The 22,596-nt window shown below is 69.8% G+C and carries 16 protein-coding genes; 8 read left to right on the forward strand and 8 right to left on the reverse strand.

The features are described from left to right. The first annotated feature begins 408 nt into the window (after positions 1–408). The 6 genes from GAS53_RS36745 to GAS53_RS36770 all read left to right on the forward strand — a co-directional run bounded on the left by GAS53_RS36745 (position 409) and on the right by GAS53_RS36770 (position 9,589). The gene (locus GAS53_RS36745; protein ID WP_192583444.1) at positions 409–2,730 is read left to right on the forward strand and encodes a helix-turn-helix transcriptional regulator; all 2,322 of its coding nucleotides are present in this window, start codon (positions 409–411) and stop codon (positions 2,728–2,730) included. A 650-nt stretch (positions 2,731–3,380) separates the two neighbouring features. Further along, a complete protein-coding gene (locus tag GAS53_RS36750) occupies positions 3,381–3,965 on the forward strand; it encodes an isochorismatase family cysteine hydrolase (protein ID WP_151482104.1) in 585 nt (194 codons plus the stop codon). Between the two features lie 87 nt (positions 3,966–4,052). Beyond that, entirely contained in the window at positions 4,053–5,084 is a 1,032-nt protein-coding gene (gene hypE / locus GAS53_RS36755) for a hydrogenase expression/formation protein HypE (protein WP_225859323.1), read from the forward strand. Between the two features lie 18 nt (positions 5,085–5,102). Next, positions 5,103–7,493, forward strand: coding sequence for a carbamoyltransferase HypF (gene hypF, locus GAS53_RS36760; protein WP_151482105.1), 2,391 nt, complete (start codon positions 5,103–5,105; stop codon positions 7,491–7,493). Between the two features lie 19 nt (positions 7,494–7,512). Continuing rightward, positions 7,513–8,817, forward strand: a complete 1,305-nt coding sequence (locus GAS53_RS36765) for a PLP-dependent aminotransferase family protein (RefSeq protein WP_151482106.1) — start codon at positions 7,513–7,515, stop codon at positions 8,815–8,817. Between the two features lie 31 nt (positions 8,818–8,848). Next, a complete protein-coding gene (locus GAS53_RS36770; RefSeq protein WP_151482107.1) occupies positions 8,849–9,589 on the forward strand; it encodes a gamma-glutamyl-gamma-aminobutyrate hydrolase family protein in 741 nt (246 codons plus the stop codon). Positions 9,590–9,764: 175 nt separating this feature from the next. On the opposite strand, the gene GAS53_RS36775 is transcribed toward GAS53_RS36770, so the two are convergent. From GAS53_RS36775 to GAS53_RS36790, 4 genes are all read right to left on the reverse strand, one after another. Continuing rightward, a complete protein-coding gene (locus GAS53_RS36775) occupies positions 9,765–10,763 on the reverse strand; it encodes a TauD/TfdA family dioxygenase (RefSeq protein WP_151482108.1) in 999 nt (332 codons plus the stop codon). After that, entirely contained in the window at positions 10,760–11,755 is a 996-nt protein-coding gene (locus tag GAS53_RS36780; protein WP_151482109.1) for a TauD/TfdA family dioxygenase, read from the reverse strand. Before GAS53_RS36780 ends, GAS53_RS36775 begins: the two co-directional genes overlap by 4 nt. Positions 11,756–11,911: 156 nt before the next feature. Continuing rightward, entirely contained in the window at positions 11,912–15,205 is a 3,294-nt protein-coding gene (locus GAS53_RS36785) for a non-ribosomal peptide synthetase (RefSeq protein ID WP_192583445.1), read from the reverse strand. Positions 15,206–15,232: 27 nt separating this feature from the next. Then, on the reverse strand, positions 15,233–15,451 hold the full coding sequence (locus GAS53_RS36790) for an MbtH family NRPS accessory protein (RefSeq protein WP_151482111.1): 219 nt from the start codon (positions 15,449–15,451) through the stop codon (positions 15,233–15,235). Between the two features lie 283 nt (positions 15,452–15,734). Here GAS53_RS36790 and GAS53_RS36795 point away from each other — a divergent pair, with 283 nt between their 5' ends. Continuing rightward, positions 15,735–16,331: an HD domain-containing protein gene (locus tag GAS53_RS36795; protein WP_151482112.1), complete on the forward strand. Its 597-nt coding sequence runs from the start codon at positions 15,735–15,737 to the stop codon at positions 16,329–16,331. A 9-nt stretch (positions 16,332–16,340) separates the two neighbouring features. Here GAS53_RS36795 and GAS53_RS36800 read toward each other — a convergent pair whose 3' ends face one another. Beyond that, complete coding sequence (locus GAS53_RS36800; RefSeq protein ID WP_225859324.1) at positions 16,341–18,641, reverse strand: non-ribosomal peptide synthetase; 2,301 nt, start codon at positions 18,639–18,641, stop codon at positions 16,341–16,343. Between the two features lie 329 nt (positions 18,642–18,970). On the opposite strand from GAS53_RS36800, the gene GAS53_RS36805 reads away from it, so the two are divergent. Continuing rightward, positions 18,971–19,873, forward strand: a complete 903-nt coding sequence (locus GAS53_RS36805) for a GNAT family N-acetyltransferase (protein WP_151482113.1) — start codon at positions 18,971–18,973, stop codon at positions 19,871–19,873. A 92-nt stretch (positions 19,874–19,965) separates the two neighbouring features. Here GAS53_RS36805 and GAS53_RS36810 read toward each other — a convergent pair whose 3' ends face one another. From GAS53_RS36810 to GAS53_RS36820, 3 genes are all read right to left on the reverse strand, one after another. Then, positions 19,966–20,685, reverse strand: coding sequence for a 2-phosphosulfolactate phosphatase (locus GAS53_RS36810; protein ID WP_192583446.1), 720 nt, complete (start codon positions 20,683–20,685; stop codon positions 19,966–19,968). 63 nt (positions 20,686–20,748) lie between these two features. Further along, positions 20,749–21,792 carry an ornithine cyclodeaminase family protein gene (locus tag GAS53_RS36815; RefSeq protein WP_151482115.1) on the reverse strand — a complete coding sequence of 348 codons (1,044 nt, stop codon included), beginning with the start codon at positions 21,790–21,792 and terminating at the stop codon, positions 20,749–20,751. Next, positions 21,789–22,595 (reverse strand): phosphosulfolactate synthase, encoded by an 807-nt coding sequence (locus tag GAS53_RS36820; RefSeq protein WP_192583447.1) that lies wholly within the window; start codon positions 22,593–22,595, stop codon positions 21,789–21,791. Before GAS53_RS36820 ends, GAS53_RS36815 begins: the two co-directional genes overlap by 4 nt. Position 22,596: the final 1 nt, after the last annotated feature.

Raw genomic sequence — 22,596 nt, forward strand, 5'->3', positions numbered from 1 at the left:
CGAGGTGGACCCGCAGTATTGCGGTGGAGCAGGCCTCGTTCGCCACGATCGTGCAGCCGAAGTCCGGGGTGAGATCCCTCCGCACGCCAACCCGAGGTTGATCCAAAGGTCTTGAGCATTGCGCTGCTTCGGGGTCGTCGCCGGGGCCGTGGGCGAAACCGGCCGGTCGCATCCGTGCGCTCCGGGGGCGCACGCGCCGTTGAGCCCGTGCAGGACTGACGCGGCAAGTCGGCATCGTCCGCACCTTTTCGGCCCTTCTGGCACCGCAGGGTTTGCAAAGACGTTTGAGCAAGAAGAATAGCTTGATCGATTTCCCTCAAACGGCGCCCTGACTCGGTGCAGCCATGGAACATGGGTTGGAGGTCTCAATTGCGTGATGATCCAGATTTGACGACCGGAACAACAGAAATGCTTCTGCAACGCCCACTGAAGACCCGCGTACTTGAACTGCGCGGCGGACGTTGGACGGGTAAAAGCACGTTACTCGGCCGGCTCTCCGAGGCGGCGGCAGGGCAGGGCTGGACGGTCAAGGCCGGCAGCGCCGCGATACAGCCCTGGGGGCAGACACCGTTCGGCCTGTTCCTGCAGATCGTGGACGACCTGCTGGCGCAGCATCACACCGGCCCGCCCGACAGTCGGCCACAGCTTCAGACGGACCTCCTTTCCGCCACCCTGCCGGGCCTCGCCGACGGTAAACCCGGGCCCGTTTCGGATGATCCGGTCGCCCGATACCAAAGCTTCCGCACGATTCGCACCCTGCTCGAATCAATGAGTCACCCGAGCGGGTTGCTCCTCATCCTCGATGATGTGCACTGGGTGGACGAGGCCTCACTCGAGTTGCTGGAATACCTTCTGCGCTACCCGCCCCAGGGCGACGTATTGCTCGCCCTCGCACACCGGCCGCGTCAGACAAGCCATCATCTGCGCACAATACTCAACGAGGTGGGCCGGTACAGCAGGGTGCACCGCATCATTCTCCCCGGGCCGAACAACGGGTACGAGCCGTCCGATCATGAATCGGACGTGCCGGTTCCCACCGGCGTCAGCCGCATGGCGAACCCGCTACTGTCGGGGAACCCCGGTAGTGATCACGGGTACCTCAGCGCGCGCGCCTCCGTGCGGCCTGCCGTCGACGAGCCGGAACGCGCGGCTTCGCAGTTGCCCCTGGACGTTCTCGCCGAGGCACTTCGCGACTTCCGCACGATCTCGCGACTCGGTTGGCGGGTGGCCCGGTCTGCCGCGATCCTCGACGAGCCGTTCTCTCCCGGCCTCTTGCAGGCCGTCTCGGAGACCACCGACGAGGAACTACGGTCGACGATCGACGAACTCGCGCGGGAGGACATCTTCGAGACCGATGCAACAGCCCACAGGCTCAGGTTCACCAGCCCGCTGCTCCGGGCTGCCGCGCACCAGTCGTCGCGGCCGGGCTGGCTGCTGGGTGCGCACGCCCGCGCCGCCAAGTCGCTGTCCGAAGGGGGCTGCAGCTCCGTCCGGCTGGCCGCGCACCTGCAGCACCAGGTGACCACAGACGACACCCGGACGGGCAAGGTGTTGCTGGAGGCGGCGGCCAAGCGCAGATGGACCGACGCGGCGGAGGCCGCCATCTGGGCGGAGGCAGCCATGCGCATTGGCGGACTGGCCGGTGAGGAGGGCCCGGCACACGTCCTGCTCGGCAGCGCACTGGCACTTTCCGGCCAGTTCAGGCGGAGCCTCGACGCGCTGGAAGGGAGGGCGCGAGGGGAGCCCGACGACGAGTACGGGGTGGAAGCGGTGATCTGGAGGGCGTGGGCCCTGAGGATGCTCGGCGGGGCGGAGGCCGCCGAGGCCGAACTGGAGCAACGCCTGAATGAGATGACCGACGCGAAGCGCGAACATCGGGCGATGCTGCTGGGCGCGCGGCTGGCGAGCGCGCTACACACGGGCAGGACCGTCCATGACGCGCTGCCCGCCGAACTCCGCGACCTGGCCGACGCGTTGCCGGCCGATGCCCGGGGGTGGGCGTACGCGCTCAGTGCCGTGGCCGCGGCGCGCGGTGAGGCCACAGGGCGGATCCGGGCCCACACCTACGTCGTCACGGCCGCGGAACTGCTCGACGAACTGGGCGACGAAGCAGCCGTACGGCGGCTCGGCGGCCTCTACTGGCTGGGGCAGGCCGAGGCAGCACTTGAGCACCCGGTACTCGCAACGGGCCATCTGGAACGGGGACTCGGCCTCGCGCAGCAGCACCGGTTCCACGGCTTCGTCACGCCGTTCGCCGAGGCCCTGGCCCGGGTGGAGATGCGCGTGGGAGATCTTCCGAGCGCGGCGCGGCACGCCGCCGTCGCCGTCTCGGGGGCAGAGGGAACCGACAGCGAGTACCTGCGGGAGACATCCAAGGAACTGCGCCGCGCGATGGCCCTCGGCCACGAGGACCGCCCTGCCCCGGACATCGGGCCTTCGGCCCGGGGCCGCCCGCGGGAGACGCCTCCGTACGCGTCGGACCAGTCCCGGCAGGCCGGTGAGGTGCTGGACGCCCTGAGCAAGCGGGAGATGGAGATCGCCGTGCTGGTCAGCGGCGGGCGGACAAACCGGCAGATCGCCCGCGCCCTGGTCATCAGCCAGAAGACCGTGGAGACACATCTCGGCCGGATCTTCCGGAAGCTGGTGGTCTCCTCCCGTGCCGAGGTCGCCGCGCTCGTCGGCCGTACGGTCGGCGATGGTCGCGGCCTGACCGGGCTGAATGCGTCCTGATGGACGCCCGGGGAGGCCGATGCTGCTCTCAGGAAGCCCGCGGATCGAGCACCACCGGGGCAAGGCCCCCTGGTCTCTTTCGCGGTCCTGCGAGAGGGCCGCCGGCCTCCAGGGCCCGGCACGACTGCTGCCCCTGCCGATGGCCGCCCCCGTGGGCGGCGGGGTCATCCGCCGACGACGCGAACCGACTCGGACGCCGACGTACGTGTGCCCTTTGCGCGCTCCCCCTTGCGGGCAAGGCGGCCGACGCCACTCCGGACCCACAACCCTCATAAAGGCGGTTCATGCAGAAGGAGTCGGGAGAACTCCCGATGCACGGCTCAGCGGGCCGGGGCGCCCGCCGCGCAGGAGCCCCTACGCAGTCCGCTAGAGGCCTCGGGCGCGCTCTCGCCGACCGCCCGAGGCCGGGGTCGGTCGGAAATGGACCAGCCTTCGCTCTGGAGCGCGCTCCGCGCGCCACGCCGCCCGGGCACGCGGACCGGGTCGCGTACGGACGCGGCCGAGCACGGGCTCCCGTCCTTCTCACGGCGGCCACGGCGTAGCCGTCAGGGGTTCCCCCGACTGTCGCCGAACCTGGTCGGGGCGGGACCTTCGACTAGACCGTGAGGCACGCCAGCGGTCCTAACCTCCCGTACCCTCCGAGGAGTTACATGAGCAAGATCGCCGTCCTCACCAACGACTTGCAGGCTGACCTGATCAACAAGAATCAGGAGCGCTTCGACGCCGTCGAGGCAGCGACACCCGCCTTCTCGGCGTTCCTGCACGCCATGCGTGAGCGTGGCCACCACATCATCCACCTCCAGCTGATCAACCTTCCGGACGATCCGATCGCCGAGCGCTACGACGGTGTGCTCCCCGTCCAGAAGGGCACTGAAGGCGCCGCGATCGTCCCGGCCTTTCTCGCCGACGGCGACATCCTGCTGGAGAAGAACAAGGACAGCGGGTTCTACGAGACCGACCTCCACGAGCGCCTCCAGGACCTCGGAGTGGAGACCGTCGTCATCACCGGTATGCAGAGCCAGATCTGTGTCCAGACGACCGCGGCCGACGCGTTCTTCCGCGGTTACAGCGTGTGGGTGCCAAGCGACTGCGTCGTCTCCGCCCGCGAGCAGGACACGGTCCGCGCCCTGGAGTGGATGGACGGCTACTGCGCCAACATCGCGTCCTCCGTCGAGATCATCGAGATCCTCGACTCGGGCAAGGACCTGCCGCGCAAGGAATTCCTGGTCCCCTGACGCTCCTGCGACAGGCAATCGACCACAGGCCCACAGCCCTTCCGCACCGCCACTCATTTCTGATCCGAACCGACTCTGGGGGCCTGGTTGCACGCCGGCACGGAATCCCTTCTGGACCAGCACATTGTCCTTGACCACGGGACCGGAGCCCGGCTCAGCCGGGAACTCGTCGAGTTCGTCGTGGATGTGCTCGGTGATGTCTACACAGGCGAGATGGAGGACAGCGCGGTTTTGCCGATCTCCGTCGGCAACATCGCCATGACCACCGACTCCTTCGTCGTCGACCCACCGGTCTTCGGCAACGGCGACATCGGGAAGATCGCGATCTGCGGCACGGTCAACGACCTCGCGGTCGTCGGCGCCCAGCCTCTCTATCTGACCCTGGCGATGATCCTGGAAACAGGTCTGCCCATCGGCGTTCTGCACCGGGTACTGGTCTCCGTCCGCGAGACCGCGATCGAAGCCGGAGTGAAGATCGTGGCCGGCGACACCAAAGTCGTCGGCGCGGGCGAGGCCGACGGGATCTTCCTCAACACCACCGGGATCGGCGTCTTCCACGAAAAGCCGAAACGGATGACCGACGTCCGCGTGGGCGACCGCATCATCGTGAGCGGGCCGATCGGCAACCACACCATCCATCTGCTGTCGGTGCGTGAGGGCCTGGGCTTCGAGCAGCGGGTGGTCAGTGACTGCGCTCCGCTCAACGGGATGATCGACGCGCTGCGGAGCAAGGTACCGGCGGAGGCTGTGCGGTCCATGCGGGACGTGACCCGCGGCGGACTCTCCGCGGTGCTCCACGAGTACTCCTCGGCGCTGGACCGCACGCTTCGCATCGAGGAGAGCGCCCTGCCCATCGATCACGAAACGCGGATGGCGGCCGACATGCTCGGTATCGATCCGATCAACGCGGCCAACGAGGGGTGCCTGGCGCTGTTCGTGGCAGCGGAGGATGCCGACAGCGTCCTGGAGGCGCTCCACTCTCACCCCTACGGCACCCGTGCCGTAGTCGTCGGCGAGGTGACGGACCGGCCCGGGAAGGCCGTCGAAATGCTCGGCGCCGACGGCCGTCTGCGCGAGATCGAAGAGCTGCAGGGCGCGGAACTCCCGCGCCTCTGCTGAGAAGACGGGGGTCAGGGCATGCAGCCGATCAACTCCGTCGACAGCGACGGCACCGCGGGCGGTTCCGCCGGGGCGGAGTCGGAACGCCGGCTCATCCGAGTGCAGGGCGTTGTCCAGGGAGTTGGGTACCGGCCGTTCGTGTACACGCTGGCCCAGACCATGGAGCTGGTCGGCTGGGTACTCAATGATCCTCTGGGCGTACTGACCGAGGTCCATGGGACCAAGGAGCGGCTGGATGCCTTCACCCGGGATCTGCGTGACCGGGCCCCCCTGCTCGCGCGGGTGAACGAGGTACGGGTCGAGGAGACTTCGTACAGGGACAAACCGCCGCCGGACTTCACGATCCGGGAAAGCGTGCACGGCGGTAACGCCCGCACGATCGTGCCGCCGGACTCGCACGTCTGCCCGGACTGCCTGAACGAGGTCCGCGACCCCGGCGACCGCAGGTACCGGTACCCGTTCACCAACTGCACGCACTGCGGGCCGCGTTACTCCCTGATCCGCGACCTGCCGTACGACCGGGCGCAGACCACGATGGCCGCCTTCACCATGTGCGAGAACTGCGACCGGGAGTACCGGGACCCGGCCGACCGTAGGTATCACGCCCAGCCGAACGCCTGTCCGGCCTGCGGACCGCAGGTCACACTGTCGGGGCCGGACGGTGTGCTCGCCGAGCGGGACGCGGCCCTGGTGGCCACCTGTGCGGCACTGGCCGAGGGCCGGATCGTCGCGGTGAAGAGCGTCGGCGGCTTCCATCTGGCCGTCAACGCCCGCGACGCCGGGGCCGTGACCCGGCTGCGGCGCCGCAAGAAGCGCGACTCCAAGCCGTTCGCCGTCATGGCGGAGGGGCCCGGGTCCGTCGCCCGGTTCGCGGCGTTCGGCAGCGCGGAGTCCGAGTTGCTGGAGTCGCCGGCGCGGCCCATCGTCCTGCTGCGCAAGATCCCGGGGGTGCTCCCCGAGGCCGTCGCGCCACGCAACCCGAACGTCGGAGTCATGCTCCCCTCGGCGCCGCTCCACCACCTGCTGCTCGACCACCCGGACCTCGACGTACTCGTGATGACGAGTGGCAACCTCTCCGGTTTCCCGATCGCCTACCGCAACGAGGACGCCCTGAACATGCTTTTCGAGGTGGCCGACCTCGTGCTGCACCACGACCGGGACATCCACGTCCGAGTGGACGACTCGGTCGTGCGGTGCACCGTCCACCCCGCGTTCGACGAACCGATCGTCAGCTTTCTGCGCCGCTCTCGCGGCTACGCCCCGTATCCCGTGCACGTGGACGAGCTGCCCGAGCCGGTGCTTGCCTACGGGGCCGAACTGAAGACGACCGTCGCCCTGGGCTCGGGCGACCAGGTGTACATCAGCCAGCACATCGGTGATCTGAAGAACGACGAGACCTTCACGTCCTGTCGTGAGACAGCGGCACATCTCGCGGAGTTGTACGGTCTGAAGCCAGCCCGCGTCGCCTGTGACCTGCACCCCTCCTTCCGATCCCGCATCTCCGCCCAGGCGGAGCGGTCGGCGGACGTGATCGCGGTACAGCACCACCACGCCCACATGGCCTCGTGCATGGCCGAGAACCGGCTCAGCGGCACCACGCTCGGCATCGTCTTCGACGGTGCCGGCTACGGCACCGACGGCACGATCTGGGGCGGGGAGTTCCTTTTGGGCGGCTACGCCGAGGTCCGCCGGACGGCCCGTCTTCGGCACATCGTGCTGCCCGGCGGCGACAAAGCCGTGCACGAGCCGATCCGTACAGGGCTCGCCCTGGCACTGGACGCCTTCGGCCACGACACGGACGCGGCACTGGCAGCGTTCCCCGCGCTCGGAGGTCTCAGCGGTCAGGAGCGCCACGTCTACGCGACGATGATCCGCAAGGGGATCAATGCGCCTCCGGTCTCCAGCATGGGGCGTCTGTTCGACGGTGTGGCCGCTCTGCTGGGTGTGTGCGCGTACGCCGAGTACGAGGCCCAGGGGCCGATCGAGCTGGAAGGCCTCCTCGGACGCGATCTCGCGATGACCGAGCCCTACCGCTTCGACGCCGCCGAGGCCGGCGGTCTCACGGAGATCGATTACCGCCCGGTGATCCAGGCGATCGCGGCCGATCTGGCCGCCGGGCTTGACGTGACCGGCATCAGCCGGCGCTTCCACTCGACGGTGGTCGCCCTCGTCCGGGACCGAGGCCTGACCGAGTGCCGCTCTGCCGGGATCGACCAGGTCGCCCTGTCGGGGGGCGTGTTCCTCAACGAGTTCCTGCTCGTGAACTCACTGCTGGAGCTGCGCGCCGCCGGTCTGGCCCCCTCCGCGCAACGGCTGGTCCCCACCAACGACGGCGGCATCGCACTCGGTCAGGTGATGGTGTCGAGCAATCGCTCGAAGCTGCGGCCCGATGCCCTGGCCGAACAATGAAGAAGGAAGGCCAATGGCAATGGCAACACCGAATCTGAGCGATGTCGTGCGGCTCCTGGCAGAGCACGAGGCGGCGGCGGAGCGGAGCCTGAGTCTCGTACCGTCCGAGAACTCCATGTCCGGGCTGGCGAAGCTGCCCATGGTGCTGGACTCGTACCACCGCTACTTCTTCAACGAGGACGACGATCCGGACCGCTGGCACTTCCGCGGCGCGCAGGGCCTGCGTGACGTGGAGATGTCCGTCACCATCCCGCTGCTGGAGCGGCTCGGGAAGGCGACGTACGTGTCCGTGCGGCCGTTGAGCGGCCTGAACGCCATGACGCTGGCCCTCGCCACCCTGGGCGGCGACCCTGGTTCCACCGTCGTGACGATAAGCCCGGAGAACGGCGGGCACTACGCCACCCCGAGCGTGGCCCAGCGGCTGGGCCAGCGCGTCGAGTGGCTGCGCGGACCGAACCCGCACGAGCTCGACCTCGAACACGCCGCCGAGCTTCTGGGCCGGATCCGCCCCGCACTGGTGTACGTGGACCAGTCGCACTGCCTGTTCCCCATCGACGCCGCCGCCCTGGTGCGTACGGTGCGCGAGGCGTCTCCGGAGACACTGGTGCATGTGGACGCCAGCCACTGGATGGGCCTGGTGCTGGCCGGCGTGTTTCCCAACCCGCTGGACGCGGGGGCGGACAGCTTCGGCGGCTCCACCCACAAGACGTTCCCCGGCCCGCACAAGGCGGTGCTGCTCACCCGGGACGCGAGTATCGAGAAGCGGATCAGGGAGACCCAGGACTTCCTGATCAGCAGCCACCACTTCGCCTCGACGCTCAGCCTGGGCATGGCGCTGCTGGAGTTCCAGGAGTTCGGCCCTGCCTACGCGAAGACGGTGGTCAGTCACACCAAGGACTTCGGCCGACTGCTCGCCGAGCGCGGGCTCACGGTCGTCGCGGCGGACCGCGGCTACTCCGCAGGTCACCAGCTCTGGCTGGACACCGAGAACGACGGTGTGGCGCCCAGCCTGGCGAGCGACCGGCTCGCGGCGGCCGGCCTCAACGTCAACTTCATGGCGGGCCTGCCCGGTTTCACCCGCCAGGGCATGCGGATCGGCCTCAACGAAGCGGCCTACAAGGGGCTGACCACCGAGGACCTGCCCGAGCTTGCCGATGTCTTCGTCGCGGCCGTACGGGACACCTCGCCGGCGTCCGGTCTCGCGGACCGGGTCGCCGCCCTGCGCGGCCGCGTCCCACTCGGCGCCGCGCTTCCCGAGGCGGCGCAACTGCTGGACAGTTCGCTTGCGCTGGTCTGCCGAGCCCTGCGCGGGCACACGTCGTAGCCCGCCTCCCACGATCCTCAGGAGCAAGACCATGAGCCGCCCCGTCATCGGCATCACCGGCTACCGCGACCGGGCCAGATGGAACATCTGGGACACCGACGCCACGATGATCCAGCAGTCCTACGTACGCGGAGTCACAGCGAACGGAGGCCGTGCGGTGGTCCTTCCGCCCGACGACCTCGACGCGGACGTCCTGCACCGACTGGACGGCCTGCTGCTGACGGGTGGCGCGGACATCGGGCCCGGCCACTACGGGCAGCAGCGCCACCCGGAGAGCGACGCCCCACGGGCGGACCGCGATCGCGGGGAACTGCTGCTGCTGCGTGCGGGCCTGGCGATGGATCTGCCCGTCCTCGGCATCTGCCGGGGTCTGCAGCTCCTGGCCATCGCCTACGGCGGCACCCTCCACCAGCATCTGCCGGACGTCGTCGGCCACACGGGGCACTGCCCGAGGGAGGGCGAGTTCGCACACCACGACGTCGTCTTCACCGAGAACAGCCGGGCCGCGTCCCTGTACGGACCGAGGGCCCGGACCAACTCCCACCACCATCAGGCCGTGGCCGACCCCGGGCTGCTGACGGTGACCGGCCGCACCGACGACGGCGTCGCCGAAGCCGCCGAGGACCCCGCGAAGCGGTTCGTTCTCGGGGTGCAGTGGCACCCCGAGGTCTCGGAGGACGACCACCTCTTCGCCGCGTTCGTGGCGGCCTGTGAGAAGACCGCCGCCGACCGCAACGCGGGTGCCGGGTGCGAGTTCCAGGGAGCCCAATGACCATTCCGCGCAGAGCCGCACCGCACCCCGCGCGTGTCGCCCCGCAGAACGTACCCCGCTGATCAGCCACCGGCGCCGTGCCGGATGATCCCGCCCGCCGGACTGCGCACATCTCCACTGGGGTGAACCCGCCCGTCACCCGGATACGCGCACAACTCCGGTGGCGCCGGGGGTGTCAGCGGTGGTCGGGATGAACGTACAGATCGGACATGGCGACCAGGATGCGCCGGTCGCCCTGGAACGGCTCCCTCGCGTGCATCGCAAGGAAGTTGTCCACGGCCATGACATCGCCCTTCGCCCAGGCGAAGGAGACCGATGCGTCCTCGTAGAGCTTACGAATCAGTGCGACCACTTCGTCCTCGATCTGCTCACCGTCACCGTAGTAGGCGTTGCGCGGCAGTCCTTCGAGTCCGTACTCGCCGACCAGTACCTCGACCACCTCTGTAGGCAGGTTGGAGGTGTGGAAGAGATGGGCGTGATTGAACCAGACGGTCTCACCGGTGCGCGGGTGCTCGGCGAGCGCCTGACGGACCGACACGGTGCGCAGACCGTCGTTGTCCGTCCACTCGTGCACGGTGCCGGACTGCCGGCAGTACGCCTCGACCTCGGCCCGGTCGGTGGTCTGGAAGACCTCCTGCCACGGGATGTCGATGTCGGGGCCGTAATTACGGACGTAACGGACCCCGTGGCGCAGGAAGCGCTCGCGCACCTCCGCGGGGATCCGCGGGAACACCTTCCGCTCGCTGGCGACCGGGGTCGCCCCGCCGGTGGCCGACGGGCGGTCACCGTAGAAGTAGAGGTAACTGGGCCAGTTGTGCGCGTAGGACATCTCGTGGTGGAACGGAATCCACTGGTCCGCACTCAGCTCCGTCGAGGTGAACACCTTGTCGGCGACCTCGTTGCGGGGCGCCGCCCGTTCCAGGTAACCGAGCAGGTCCGACGAGACCGCCCGGGCGGCCTGCCCGAACGCCTCCGGGTCCGGCACGTCGAACCCGCGGAATAGCAGCACGCCGTAACGGTCGAGGCCGGCCTGCACCCGGCCGTGGTGCCGGGCGATCCAGGGGGCCAGCCGCAGGCCCGGCTCCGCCGCCTCGATCTTGAGGAGGAAGGGCTCGTCGTCCAGGGGCCGCGCACGCGCCCCGGGGAAGTCGGTCACGTCGGCCAGCGTGGTCACTGTGCCCCCTCGATGTCACGGATCGGGTCCGCCATGGCGGCGAGGATCCTGCGCGGCCCTTCGAAGGGCTCCCGGGCATGCGCCGTGATCATGTTTTCCACCAGGAGTACGTCACCGGCCTCCCAGTCGAAGCCCGTGGTCTCCTTCGCCAGGACGGACCGGATCTCCTCCAGAGTCTCCCGTTCGATGGGCGAACCGTCCCCGTAGTACGTGTTGTACGGGAGGTCCTCCGGTTCCAGCGCCGCGAGAAGGCCCTCGCTGACTTCTTCGGGCAGGGAGGTGACGTGGAAGAAATGCGCGTGGTTGAACCAGGTGCGCTCGCCGGTCACCGGGTGTGCGTGCACAGCGGGCCTCACCTGGTATGTGCGCAGTTGTTCGTCGTCCACCCACTCGGCGGTGATACCGGCTCGCTCACAGTAGGCCTGCGCCTGCGCGCGGCTGTCGGTCTGGAACGCCTCCTGCCAGGACAGGCTGATGCCGGGCAGATAGTTGCGCACGTAGCGCACGCCGAGTCGTTCGAATTTCTCGGCCGTGGCAGCGCTCAGGCCGGCGAGTACCCGGCGCGAGTCGGCGAGCGGGGTACGGCCGCCCCTGGTCGCCGCGGTCTCGCAGAAGAAGACGATCCGCGTCGGCCAGTTGTCGGTGTACGACTGCTCGTTGTGGAGCAGGATGTGCTGGTCCGCGGGGTACTCGGTGGACGTGTAGACGCCTTCCGACACCTCGCTGCGGGGCGAGGACCGCTCGCCGTAGTCGAGAACCTTCGACGAGAGGACGTTCATCACCTCCCGGAAGCCCTTGTGGTCCGAGACTGCGAACCCGCGGAAGAGCACGGCGCCGGCCGTCCGGGCCAGGCTGTCGACCGTCTCCCGATGGTCACCGATCCACCGGACGGGGTCGGTTCCCGGCTCGGTGGCCCGGATCACGGCCGGCAGGGTGCGGCCGCCGTCTCCGTCCTTGTGAATCTCGACTGCTGCTTCGTCGGCCTCTGTCATCGATGATTCTCCAGATCCTTCAACTCGGAGTGACCCAGGACCTCGTCGGGGATGCCTCCGGGTCCGCGGACGTACGCGCGGAACGTGGCGCTTCGGCTCCGGCGGCGCAGCCACCGTCCGCCTTCTTCGCTTCTCGCACCGACGGCCGGCCTGGCGTCAGCCACGGTTCCGGTAGATCCGCGGGATGGGTGTGGCCTCGGGCGCCGCCGTGCTCTGCGCCTGCCTCTGTTCCACGAGTTCCGCCAGTGACGCGAGGTCCGGTGCCTTGAAGAACTGGCCGACCTTCACCTGCACGCCGAACTCGCCCCGGATTCTGGAGATCGCCCGGATGGCGAGGAGTGAATGGCCGCCCAGCTCGAAGAACGAGTCGCGCAGCCCGATCCGGTCCACGTCGAGGAGTTCGGCGCAGACGTCGGCGAGCTTCTTCTGCACCGGGGTCCGCGGCTCCTCGTAGGGCTTCCTGGACCGGCGCTCACCATCCGGCTCCGGCAGTGCCGACGTGTCGATCTTGCCGTGCGCGCCCAACGGCCATTTGGGCAGCGTGAGCAGGTGCGTGGGCACCATCGCCTGCGGCAACAACTCACCGAGCCACTCCTGCAGTTCGATGTCCAGTCCGGCGGGTGCCTCCTGCTGCCCGGTGGTCACGTAGCCGACCAGCTGCGGCCGGCCCTGCCCGTCAGCGCGGACCCGAACCAGCGCGCCGGTCACCCCCGGGTGGCGGCGCAGTGCCGCCTCCACCTCTCCCGGCTCGATGCGATGACCACGGATCTTCACCTGATCGTCGATGCGTCCGAGGAACTCCAGGGCTCCGTCGGGCAGCCGGCGGACCCGGTCGCCCGTCGCGTAGAGCCGCGCCCCGGCGGTGAACGGGTGCGGGACGAACCGCTCGGCGGTCAGCGCGGGAGCGTCCAGATAGCCGCGTGCCACCTGTACACCCCCGATGAACAGCTCACCGGGCACCCCGATCGGCCTGCGACGGCCCGCGGCGTCCAGAACAAGCAACTCGGTTCCGGGAACCGGCCGTCCGATCGGGACCGAGGCGGGGACGGGGGACAAGACCTGGCCGGCAGTCACGTCGATGACGGCCTCCGTCGGGCCGTACTGGTTGAACAGCCGAGCCTGCGGATATCTGGCCAGCACCTGCTCGGCCGAGTCAGGGGACAGTCTCTCGCCGCCGCTGAAGAGCAGCCGCAGGCCGGTGTGGTCGGCGGCCCGCGCCGACACGAACTCCTGGAGCATCGACGGCACGAAGTGACAGACCGTCACACCCCGCCGCTCGATGATCTCGTGCAGGGCATCCGCGTCCCGGTGCGCGCCAGGGCGGGCGCTCACCGCCGCGGCGCCGCTGACGAGGGGAAGCAGCAACTCCCACAGCGACACGTCGAAGCCGATCGGGGCCTTCTGGAGCACCCGGTCGGCGGGCTCGATCCGGTAGGCCTCCCGCATGCCGGTCAGCCGGTTGAGCAGGCCGCCGTGCGTCGTCAGGACGCCCTTGGGCCGGCCGGTCGAACCGGATGTGAACAGCAGGGAGGCAGCGCTCCCGGCCGGTAGGGGGCCGGCCCCGGGACGGTGGTCCGGCTGCCCGGCGAGGTCGTCCGCGGACACGGGCAGGACCTCTCGACCGGGGAAGAGCGCCCGGTGACCGGAGCCCGCCAGAATGGTCCGGGGGCCGCCGTCGGCGACGAGCTGCTCCAGCCGGGCCACCGGGTAGTCGGGGACCAGCGGCAGGAAGACGGCGCCGGTTCTCAGCACCCCGAGCACCGTGGCGACCAGGTCCGCACCCCGGTCCAGGCAGACGCCCACCCGGTCCTCGGCGCGAATCCCGCGTTCCAGCAGGAGGTGCGCCACCCGGTTGGCCCGGGCGTCCAGCTCCGCGTACGTCAGGGTCTCCCCCGTGCCGTCGCAGATCACCGCCGTGGCCCCGGGGGTGCTGTCCGCCTGGGCCTCGAACCACTCGACTACGCCCGCGTGCCGCGTCCCGACGGCCGGTGCCGACTCGAAGGAGACGATCCGGTCGTACTCCCCCCGCGGCATCACCGGCAGCGTCGCCACCGGGCTGCCGGGGGCGACGGCCGCTGCGGCCAGCAGGCTCGTGAAGGCCGCAGCCAGTCGCTCCGCGGTGCCGCGGTCGAAGAGTTCGGTGGAGTACTCAAGCCACCCCGCCAGCCCGCCGGCCGCCTCCGGCGCGAGCTGCACGGACAGATCGCAGCGCACGTTGCCGACGAGTGAAGGCAGGAGCGCCGCTTCGAGCCCCGGCGCGGTGAAGGCCAGCGGAGGCATGTTGTGGAGGGCCAGCCAGTGGCGCGCGAGGGTGGTCTGGCCCGACACGTCACGCTCGGCCGGGACTTCGGCGACGATGTGGTCGAAGGGCACGTCCTGGTTCGCGTAGGCGTCGACGCAGGCGTCCCGGCTGCGCCGCAGCAGCGCACGGAAGTCGTCGGCGGGCTCCATCGCGACGCGCAGCGGCAGTGTGTTGACGAAGAATCCGACGATGTTCTCCAGTTCCGCGCGGCGCCGCCCCGCCACCGGAGTGCCGACGACCACGTCGTTCTCGCCCGACCAGAGGTGGAGCACGGCGGACCAGCCGGCGACCAGCGCCATGAAGAGCGTGGCCTGGGCCTCGTCGGTGAGGACGCGGAGCGCGGCCACTACCGACGGAGGAAGTGTGAGAGGAACGGAGTCGCCCGCGTAGGAGCGACGCGCGGGGCGGGGCCGGTCGGTCGGGATGTCGACCAGGGGGATGCCGTCGAGCTTCTTTCGCCAGTGGTCGAGCTGGGCCGCCAGCTGTCCACCCTCCAGCGATTCTCGCTGCCAGACAGCGAAGTCGGCGTACTGGAGCGGGAGTTCGTCGAATTGGAACGCACGGCCCTGGGAGAGCGACTCATAGGCGGCGCCCACGTCTGCCATCAGCAGGCCCATGGACCAGCCGTCCATCGCGATGTGGTGGACGGTGAGAACCAGCACCCATTCGGGCTCCGCGGCGTCGGTCACCCTGAGCAGGACCGGGCGCAGCAGCGGAGGCCTCGCCAGGTCGAAGCCCCGCGAGGCGAGGTCGGCCACGGTCTGCCGCAGCGAGTCCCGGGTGACGTCGCGGACCGGCAGGTCCAGGCGGACCTCGTTGGCCGGCAGGATGTGCTGTTCGGGCTCGCCGGTCTCCGGGTCCTCGACAAGTCCCGTGCGCAGCACCTCGTGGCGCGCCACCAACAGGTCGAAGCAGCGGTGCAGGACGTCCGGCTCCAGTGCGCCCCGCAGCCGCAGGGCTCCCGTACCGACGTACACGGGCGACCCGGGCTGGAGACGCTCCACGAGGTACAGGCGTTCCTGGCCGAATGACAGGGGGGCGCGGTTCGGGTCACCCGTGCGCCGCCGCACTCGGTCCGGAGCCTGGGCGACGTTGGCGTCATCCAGCATCCGGTCCAGCAACTGCCGCTGCTCGGCCGAGAGCTGCATAGAGGACTCCTCCATTTTCGGTGACTGTCAGACGCTGGAGGGCCGTTCCGCAGCCCTTCGGACGCCGAGGGGTCGCACCGCGGACCGGACACGGTCGATGTGCGCCAGGCACACCTGCTCCGTCCCCGACACGGCTTCCACCGTCCGGGCGGCGCCCGCTTCGGCGCCCGCACGCCATACGGAGTGCTGCGACCCTTCGTTGACGACCACGGGACGGGCACGGTCCGGCACGGCCTCGTCAAGCACGTGAGGACCTCCCGATATGCCGACGACCGGTCCAACTTGGCTGATGGATCGGCCGATGTATCGTCAGGAGTTTCCCTGATGAGCGAAATCGCGCCACTCGATCCGGGCAGGAGCAGTTCCGCCCGGGCCGCTGTCGGCCCGCAAGGGAGGCCGGCTCCCATCGGGTCGGCCCGGTCCTCTCCTGTGATGTCGGGAGCCCTCCTGACAGCGCTACGGCGGGACGTACGGGAACGGCGGCCGACACGCCGGGCCCACCGCCCAACGGCGCGTGATACTCGGGAACATGACTCTCGAAGCAGTGGAGATCCCCGTCACCCCCGCGTCCACGGCAGCACTGGAGGTGGCCACCGCCTATTGCTCGCCCGCGCTGCTGAACCACTCGGTACGCGCCTACATCTTCGCGGCGGCCCACGGCACCGATCGCGGCATCGCCTTCGACCCCGAGCTGCTGTGGGTGGGCTCGATGTTCCACGACATCGGCCTGGTGGCGGAGTTCGACAACCGCACCCTGAGCTTCGACGACGCAAGTGGCCATGTCGCCTGGACGTTCGCCGCCGGAGCCGGGTGGCCGGCCGACAGGCGCCGACGGCTGGTGGAGGTGGTGATCGCCCACATGTCGGACCAGGTCGACGTCGAGGCGGACCCGGAGGGATTCCTGCTGGAGCGTTCGACGAGCATGGACATCTCGGGGCGGCACATGGACGACTTCCCGGCCGCGTTCAAGGCCGAGGTGCTGAAGCACTACCCGCGAGCGGGTATCGCGGAGGAGTTCCTCGCCTGCTTCCGTGCACAGGCCGAGACCAAACCGCACAGCTCGCCCGCCGCCTCCCTGCGCGACAACATCGCGGACCGGATCCTCACGAACGCTCTCGACCGGTAGCCCGGACGGTCATCCGGTCTCCTCCTGGAGCCGGGCCGACGGCAGCTCTCCCGGCGCGTCGTCGCACCTGGCTTCCGGTGGTGTCGTGAATGCGCCGAGCTCGGTCAGTTCCGCGACGGTCGGGCTCAGATAGAGCGTCCGGGCGGACAGCTCCAGACCTGTCTCCTGCTGTACCACGGCCAGCAGTTCCGCGGCGATGAGTGAATGCCCGCCCAGTTCGAAGAAGTCGTCCTCGATGCCGACCGCTTCGATGCCGAGCACATCCGCCCACAGGTCGCACATCAGCTGTTCGTCCGGTGTGCGAGGCGCGACGTAGTCGTTCATCGCGGCGCGCGGCAACAGGTCGCTCTCCGGCAGCGCGTCCAGGTCGACCTTGCCGTTGGCGGTCAGCGGCAGCTCGGCAAGCACCGTGATCCACGAGGGCAGGTACGGGGGCGGCAGCAGTTCCCGCAGACGGCGTTTGAGCTCTTGCCCCAGCGAACGGGGCTCGTGTCCGGCGTCCTCGGGTTCCACATAGGCGACCAAGCGGGTGGCGCCGCCGGGGCCGGGCCGGGCGGTCACCGTGGCCGCGCGCACCGCCGGGTGACCTGTGAGCGCCGTCTCGATCTCTGCGGGCTCGATCCGGTAACCGTTGACCTTCACCTGCCGGTCGGCGCGCCCCAGGAAGTCGAGAGAGCCATCGGGGCGCCAGCGGGCCAGGTCGCCGGTCCGGTACAGACGCGCGCCGGGTCGGGCGCCCGTGGGGTCGGGGATGAAACGCTCCGCGGTCACGCCCGGACGGCCGAGGTAGCCGCGGGCCAAGCCCGCTCCCGCCGCGTACAGTTCGCCGACCACGCCCACCGGGACGGGCTGCAGGCGGGGGTCGAGCAGCAGCACCCGGGTTCCGTCGATGGGCCGTCCGATGGGAACGGCCGATGTGGTGTCGTCGAGCCCGAGCGCGGCGCAGGTGGTGAACGTCGTGTTCTCCGTCGGTCCGTATCCGTTGGTGACGATCAGGGACGGGTGCTCGCCCAGTACCCGTGCCACGGCGGCGGGCGGGACCACGTCTCCACCGGTGATCAGCTGCCGTACTCCGCGCAGGCGCTCGCAGTGCTGGAACGCGAACTGCTGGAACAGGCCCGCAGTCAGCCACAGGACGCTCACTCCGGCCTCGGCGACGATCTCGGCGAGCCGGTCCACCCTGATCCTGCCCGGTGGCGGCAGCACCAGCTCGGCGCCGTTGGCCAGGGATCCCCAGATCTCCAGGACCGAGGCGTCGAAGGCCACGGGAGCCGTCTGCAGGAAGACGTCGGTGGATTCGAACCGGGCCCAGTCGGGAGACCGGACGAGTCGGCACACGGCCGAGTGCGGGATGCCGACCGGCTTGGGTGCGCCCGTGGATCCCGATGTGTAGCTCACATAGGCGAGGTGGGCCGGGGACAGTCCGGGAAGGCGCACAGGCGCCGTGCGCTCGAACTCGGTGTCGCCGAATGCCTCCAGTGGTACGGCCGTCACCCCGTCGGGGAGCGTGCGGTCCTGCGGCCCCTCGTCGACGACCGCCAACGACGCCGCCGCGTCCGCCAGTTCCACGGCCCGTCGGGCAGGCGGTGACTGGGGATCGAGGACCAGGTAGGCGGCGCCTGCCTTCAGGATGGCGAGCAGCGCGACGATCAGGCGCGGTGAGCGCCCGGCCAGCACCCCGACGACCCGCTCGGGGCCGGCGCCTGCGGCGATCAGCCGGCCGGCCAGCAGATCCGCCGCACGGCCGAGCTGACGGTAGGTCAGTTTGCCGGACTCGGCTGAGACAGCGACCGCGTCGGGGGTCCCGATCACCCATTCGCCGACGAGATCCGGGATCGTGCGCGGTGCGCCTGCGGGGACGCCCCGGCCTCCCCAGACCCGTACAAGCTCACGGTCGGTGTCCGAGGCGAGGGACAGGGCGGAGACAGGGCGGTTCGGGTGCGTACGCCCCGCCATGAGGGCCCGCTCCAGTTGGCGTCGCAGCTCATCGGTGCGGTCGGCAGGCAACCGACGGATCATCACGGTTCCGAGACGGTCGATGCCCAGTGACTCAGCGTCTCCCGGTGCGCCGGGTTCCGTACGTCCGGTGCGGAGGGTGACGTCGGCATCCTCCGCACCGTCAGGGGTCGGCTCGGGAGCAGCGCCCGGGGCCCGCACCGCACGCAGCAGACCGTCGAAGGAAGGGGCGTCCGACATATCCAGGGTCCATGTGCCGCGCGGAAGTCGCTCGTCGTGGTGTGCCACCACAACCGAGTCGCGGAGCGTGCGTCGGTGGATGACGACGGCCGCGGCCACCAGGGCTTCCGCCACGGACGGCGCCGTGTCCGGCCCCTCAGGGGCTGTACGCGTCAGATCGTCGCCCACTAGTGGACCCCACCCCTCAGCGCGCCGATCGTCATGGTGCTCCTCCCAGCTTGCCCCGGTCCCGCGTTTGCCCTCCCTGATATATCGGCACCGGACCGTGCCGAGGTAGTCGGGAGACTCCCCTACCTCCGTGGCACGCACGGCGCGGGCACCTCGCCCACCGGCTCCGTACGAACCCCTAGGCTGGCGGAAGGACCTTCGGCACCTGGCATCACGGCCTCGGCACGCGACGGCCTGCCGTCTTCCGTACACCGCATTCCGGGAGCCCCGACGACATGACCGATCTTGTGATCCGCCACCTCGCCGAGGACGAGTCGCACCTCTTCGAGTCGATGCCCGCGTCTCCACTCGTCGGCTTCGCCGCCTTCGGCGACAGTTTCGGTGACATGGCCGCACAAGGTGAGTACCGGCCCGAATGGATCTGGGTGGCGCTGCGTGACGGGAAGGTGGTCGCCCGTGCCGCCTGGTGGGGCGGCCCCGGGGACTCGCGGCCCGCGACGCTCGACTGGTTCGACTTCACTGACGCACAGGCGGCCACCGAACTCCTGCGGACCGCCCCGCTGCGTGCGCAGTACATGCTCAAACTGCCGCCGGACTGGCGGGAGAATCCAGCGGTACGGGCCGAGGCCGATGCCCGTGTCGCGGCCGCGTCGGCCGCCGGGCTCACCCCGCAGGGCGAGCGGAACCACTACCGGTGGACGCCCGGCTGCGGTCTCCCGCAGCGGCCCGGCCGGCTGCGGTTCCTTCCCGAACCGGACGACGCGGTGATCCTGGACGTCTTCCGACGCATCCACCGGGGCAGCCTGGACAGTCAGGTACGCCGCACCGTCGAGGCGTCCGGCATCGACGTCGCCGCCCAGGAGCAACTGGACTACCTGCTCTGGATGCCCAGCCCCCGGTCCTGGTGGCGGCTCGCCCACACGCCCGACGGCGAGTTGGCGGGCCTTGTCGCGCCGTGCCGCAACTACACGGCCCCGCTGATCGGTTACGTGGGGGTGGTTCCCGAACAGCGCGGCCACAACTACGCGTACGACCTGCTCGCGGAGGCGACGCACTTTCTTGCGGCAGAGGGGGCGGACTGCGTCACGGCGGGCACCGACCGGGCCAACACCCCCATGGTCGGGGCCTTCCTGCGTGCCGGCTACCCGGTGGCGCAGCGCCGGATCGACCTGATCTGAGGCCGGCGTCCGGGACGCCTCCCGGCCCGGTGTCCCGGGGCCGACGGTTGACTTGACACACCCCGCCCGGCGCAGACGGACGGTGCTCCTCGTCAGCCACGGCCCGTCCCGTCCTGGTACTGCCGCAGCACCTTCCCGTCGTAGCACGGGAGAACGCCGGAATCCGGCCGGCGGGAGAGGATGAACGCGAGATCCGCCGCCCCGGTCTGCTCGTGCCGGGTGAGCCACTGGGCGGAGGGGCCATGTGCCAGATCGTCCACCGTGGTGTCGGCCAGCGAGCGGCACAGTTCGGCGAGGCGCGGCCCGGCGGCTCGGGGGAGGCGCCGTGCGAGCTCGGTGCACACAAAGTCGTCCTCGGTCCGGCGTTCACCACGACAGCCCGCGGGTACACAGAGCCACCGGCCGCCGCTGCGCAGGAGGGTGCCGGCCATCGCGTCGAGATTGGCCAGGTCCCCCGCCAGCACCGTGGCCCCGACCCGAGCGGCGAGCGTGAGTGACCGCGCGCCGTTGGAGGACAGGAAAACCAGCGGTGTGCCCGTGACGGGCAGGCTGCGCACCCGGGTGGGGGAGTTTCCGCAGACGAAGCCGGCCAGCACGGCGCCGTGCCACTCCCCCAGGCACCGGCGCCCGCGCCGCATGGCCTCGGCCGCCTCCTCCGGAGTGGCCACGATCTCCGCTTCGTGGCCGTGCTCCACCAGGCTGCGAAGGGTCGAAGTGGCACGGAAGAGGTCCACCACGACCACACCCGCGACCGGGCCGCCACCGAGCTGCTCAAGCCCGGACGGATCACACAGTTCCAGACTCAGACTCAAGGACAACGGTCGGCTCCTCTCAGCCACGTGCGGGTCTCCGGCTGCTACGGACGGCGGGGGCGGCTACTGCGGAAGGGTCCTGCCGAGCCCGAGCTGTCTCGCGCGGTCGGCCACTCGGGCGGCGAGTGCTACGTCCTGGGCGGACATCCCGATCGGATTCACCAGCACGATGTCGTGGTCATGAGTGCGCACCGTCCGGGTGCCCGCGGCGACTTCGCCGAGGTGGGCGGTGACCGCGCGGCCCTCGCCCCGTCGCGGAGCGCCCTGCTCGCCCTGTGCGGCGATCCATCCCGCCCGGTGCAGTTTGCCAAGGATCCGCCGCCGATCGGCGGTGATGAGTCCCCATTCGTCGACGACCAGGGCGTCCGCGGCGAGGAACACCTCTGGCAGCGGGTCGTCGAGCGAAACATTGACCAGCACGCTGCCCTCCTTCAGCCAGCCGTGGCGGATGTATCCCTCGGTGGTGGTCGTGAGCGTCACGACGACATCGGCCTCGGCGACGGCCGACTCCGCCCCGGGGGCCGTCGTGCAGTCGATGCCGCGCTGTGCCCAGGCTCCGGTGACGTGGTCTGCGAGCTTCTCGGCACGCTGCGGGTCGTGGTCGTGGATCACGATCTGCTTCAGCTCCGCCAGCCGCGGCACGAGTACGTCGAGATGGACCTCGGCCAGCGCCCCGGCGCCGATGAGAGCCAGCGTGCGCGGCGGCCCGGCGCTCAGTCGCTCGACGGCAACGGCGGTGACTGCCGCTGTACGCAGCGCGGAGATGCGCGCCGCCTGCATCATGGTGCGGATGTGACCGGTGTCGGGGTCGAACAGCAGGATGACGCCCGCGGCCCGTGGCACGCCGAGGCGCGGATTGGCCGGATTGCCATTGATGATCTTGGTCCCGGCCAGTGGCCCGTCCGGCTGTCCCAGCCAAGAGGGCATGTTGAGCGTTCGCGCGGCGCCCTCCGCGGCCGGCCACTGCAGAAACGCCTTCGCGGGTGTCTGCACCAGACCGGCCGCGTGCAGACGCAGTACCTCCGACGCCGTCTCCACCACGTCGACGCCTTCGAGCGCCTGGCCGACTTCTTCCGAGGTGAAGTACTCCATGCCCGCGTCGGTCATCGCACCGCCACCTCCGGCAGCCCCGGTCGGAGTTTCTCGTTGCGGTAGGCGTCCGAGTGCAGCCCCCGCCGATAGGTCTCGACACGCAGCAGCTCACCGAACCTGACATTGGACAGGCGCACCTGGGACCCGTAGTGATCGAGCAGCGCGAACTGGCTCCGCTTCGTGGGGGCTTCGAAGCAGATGCTGTCCAGCCCCCACGCCTCGACGAAGCGGTCGGCGAAGCGGGTGTTGAGCTGTTGTCCCTCGTCGAAGAGTCCGATGTTCCTGGCATCTTCCCGTGCCTCTATCACCAGATCCACCACGCCTGCGGCGAGCCAGGCGTAGCCCTCCTCGACCAGTTCGTCCATGGCTGCCGCGGTGAACTTTCCGAGGTGCTTCGAGCCCAGTTCGTACTGCACTTCGAGTCCCAGGGCGTTCGCGTCGGCGACGATCTGCCGGGCGTCGAGCTGGGAGCGTACGAATCCCTGACTGACCTCCATACGGTCGAATCCGGCGTCGGCACAGAGTTCGAGGTAGGGGGCGACCTTGTCGTGGGCCGCGGCGATCTCGAACGGCCCGCCACCCGCGACAGTGGGCACCTCGTGTTTCCTCGCCGTCGTGACCTTCGTCTGTGTGGCGGCGTAGTCGGCGATAATCCAGCACGACATCGAGAGCTTGATGCGCTCCATGAGTCCGGCGCTCTGCTGGAGATGGCTTTCCAGGACACACGGCGCTTCCCCCGGATCGAAGGGGGAGGTCAGCGGGGACGGTTCGGCAACCCCCAGTTCGCGCAGATACCGACTCGAAACACTGTCCGCCATT

This window comes from Streptomyces albicerus (assembly GCF_008905045.1).
GTDB lineage: Bacteria > Actinomycetota > Actinomycetes > Streptomycetales > Streptomycetaceae > Streptomyces > Streptomyces albicerus.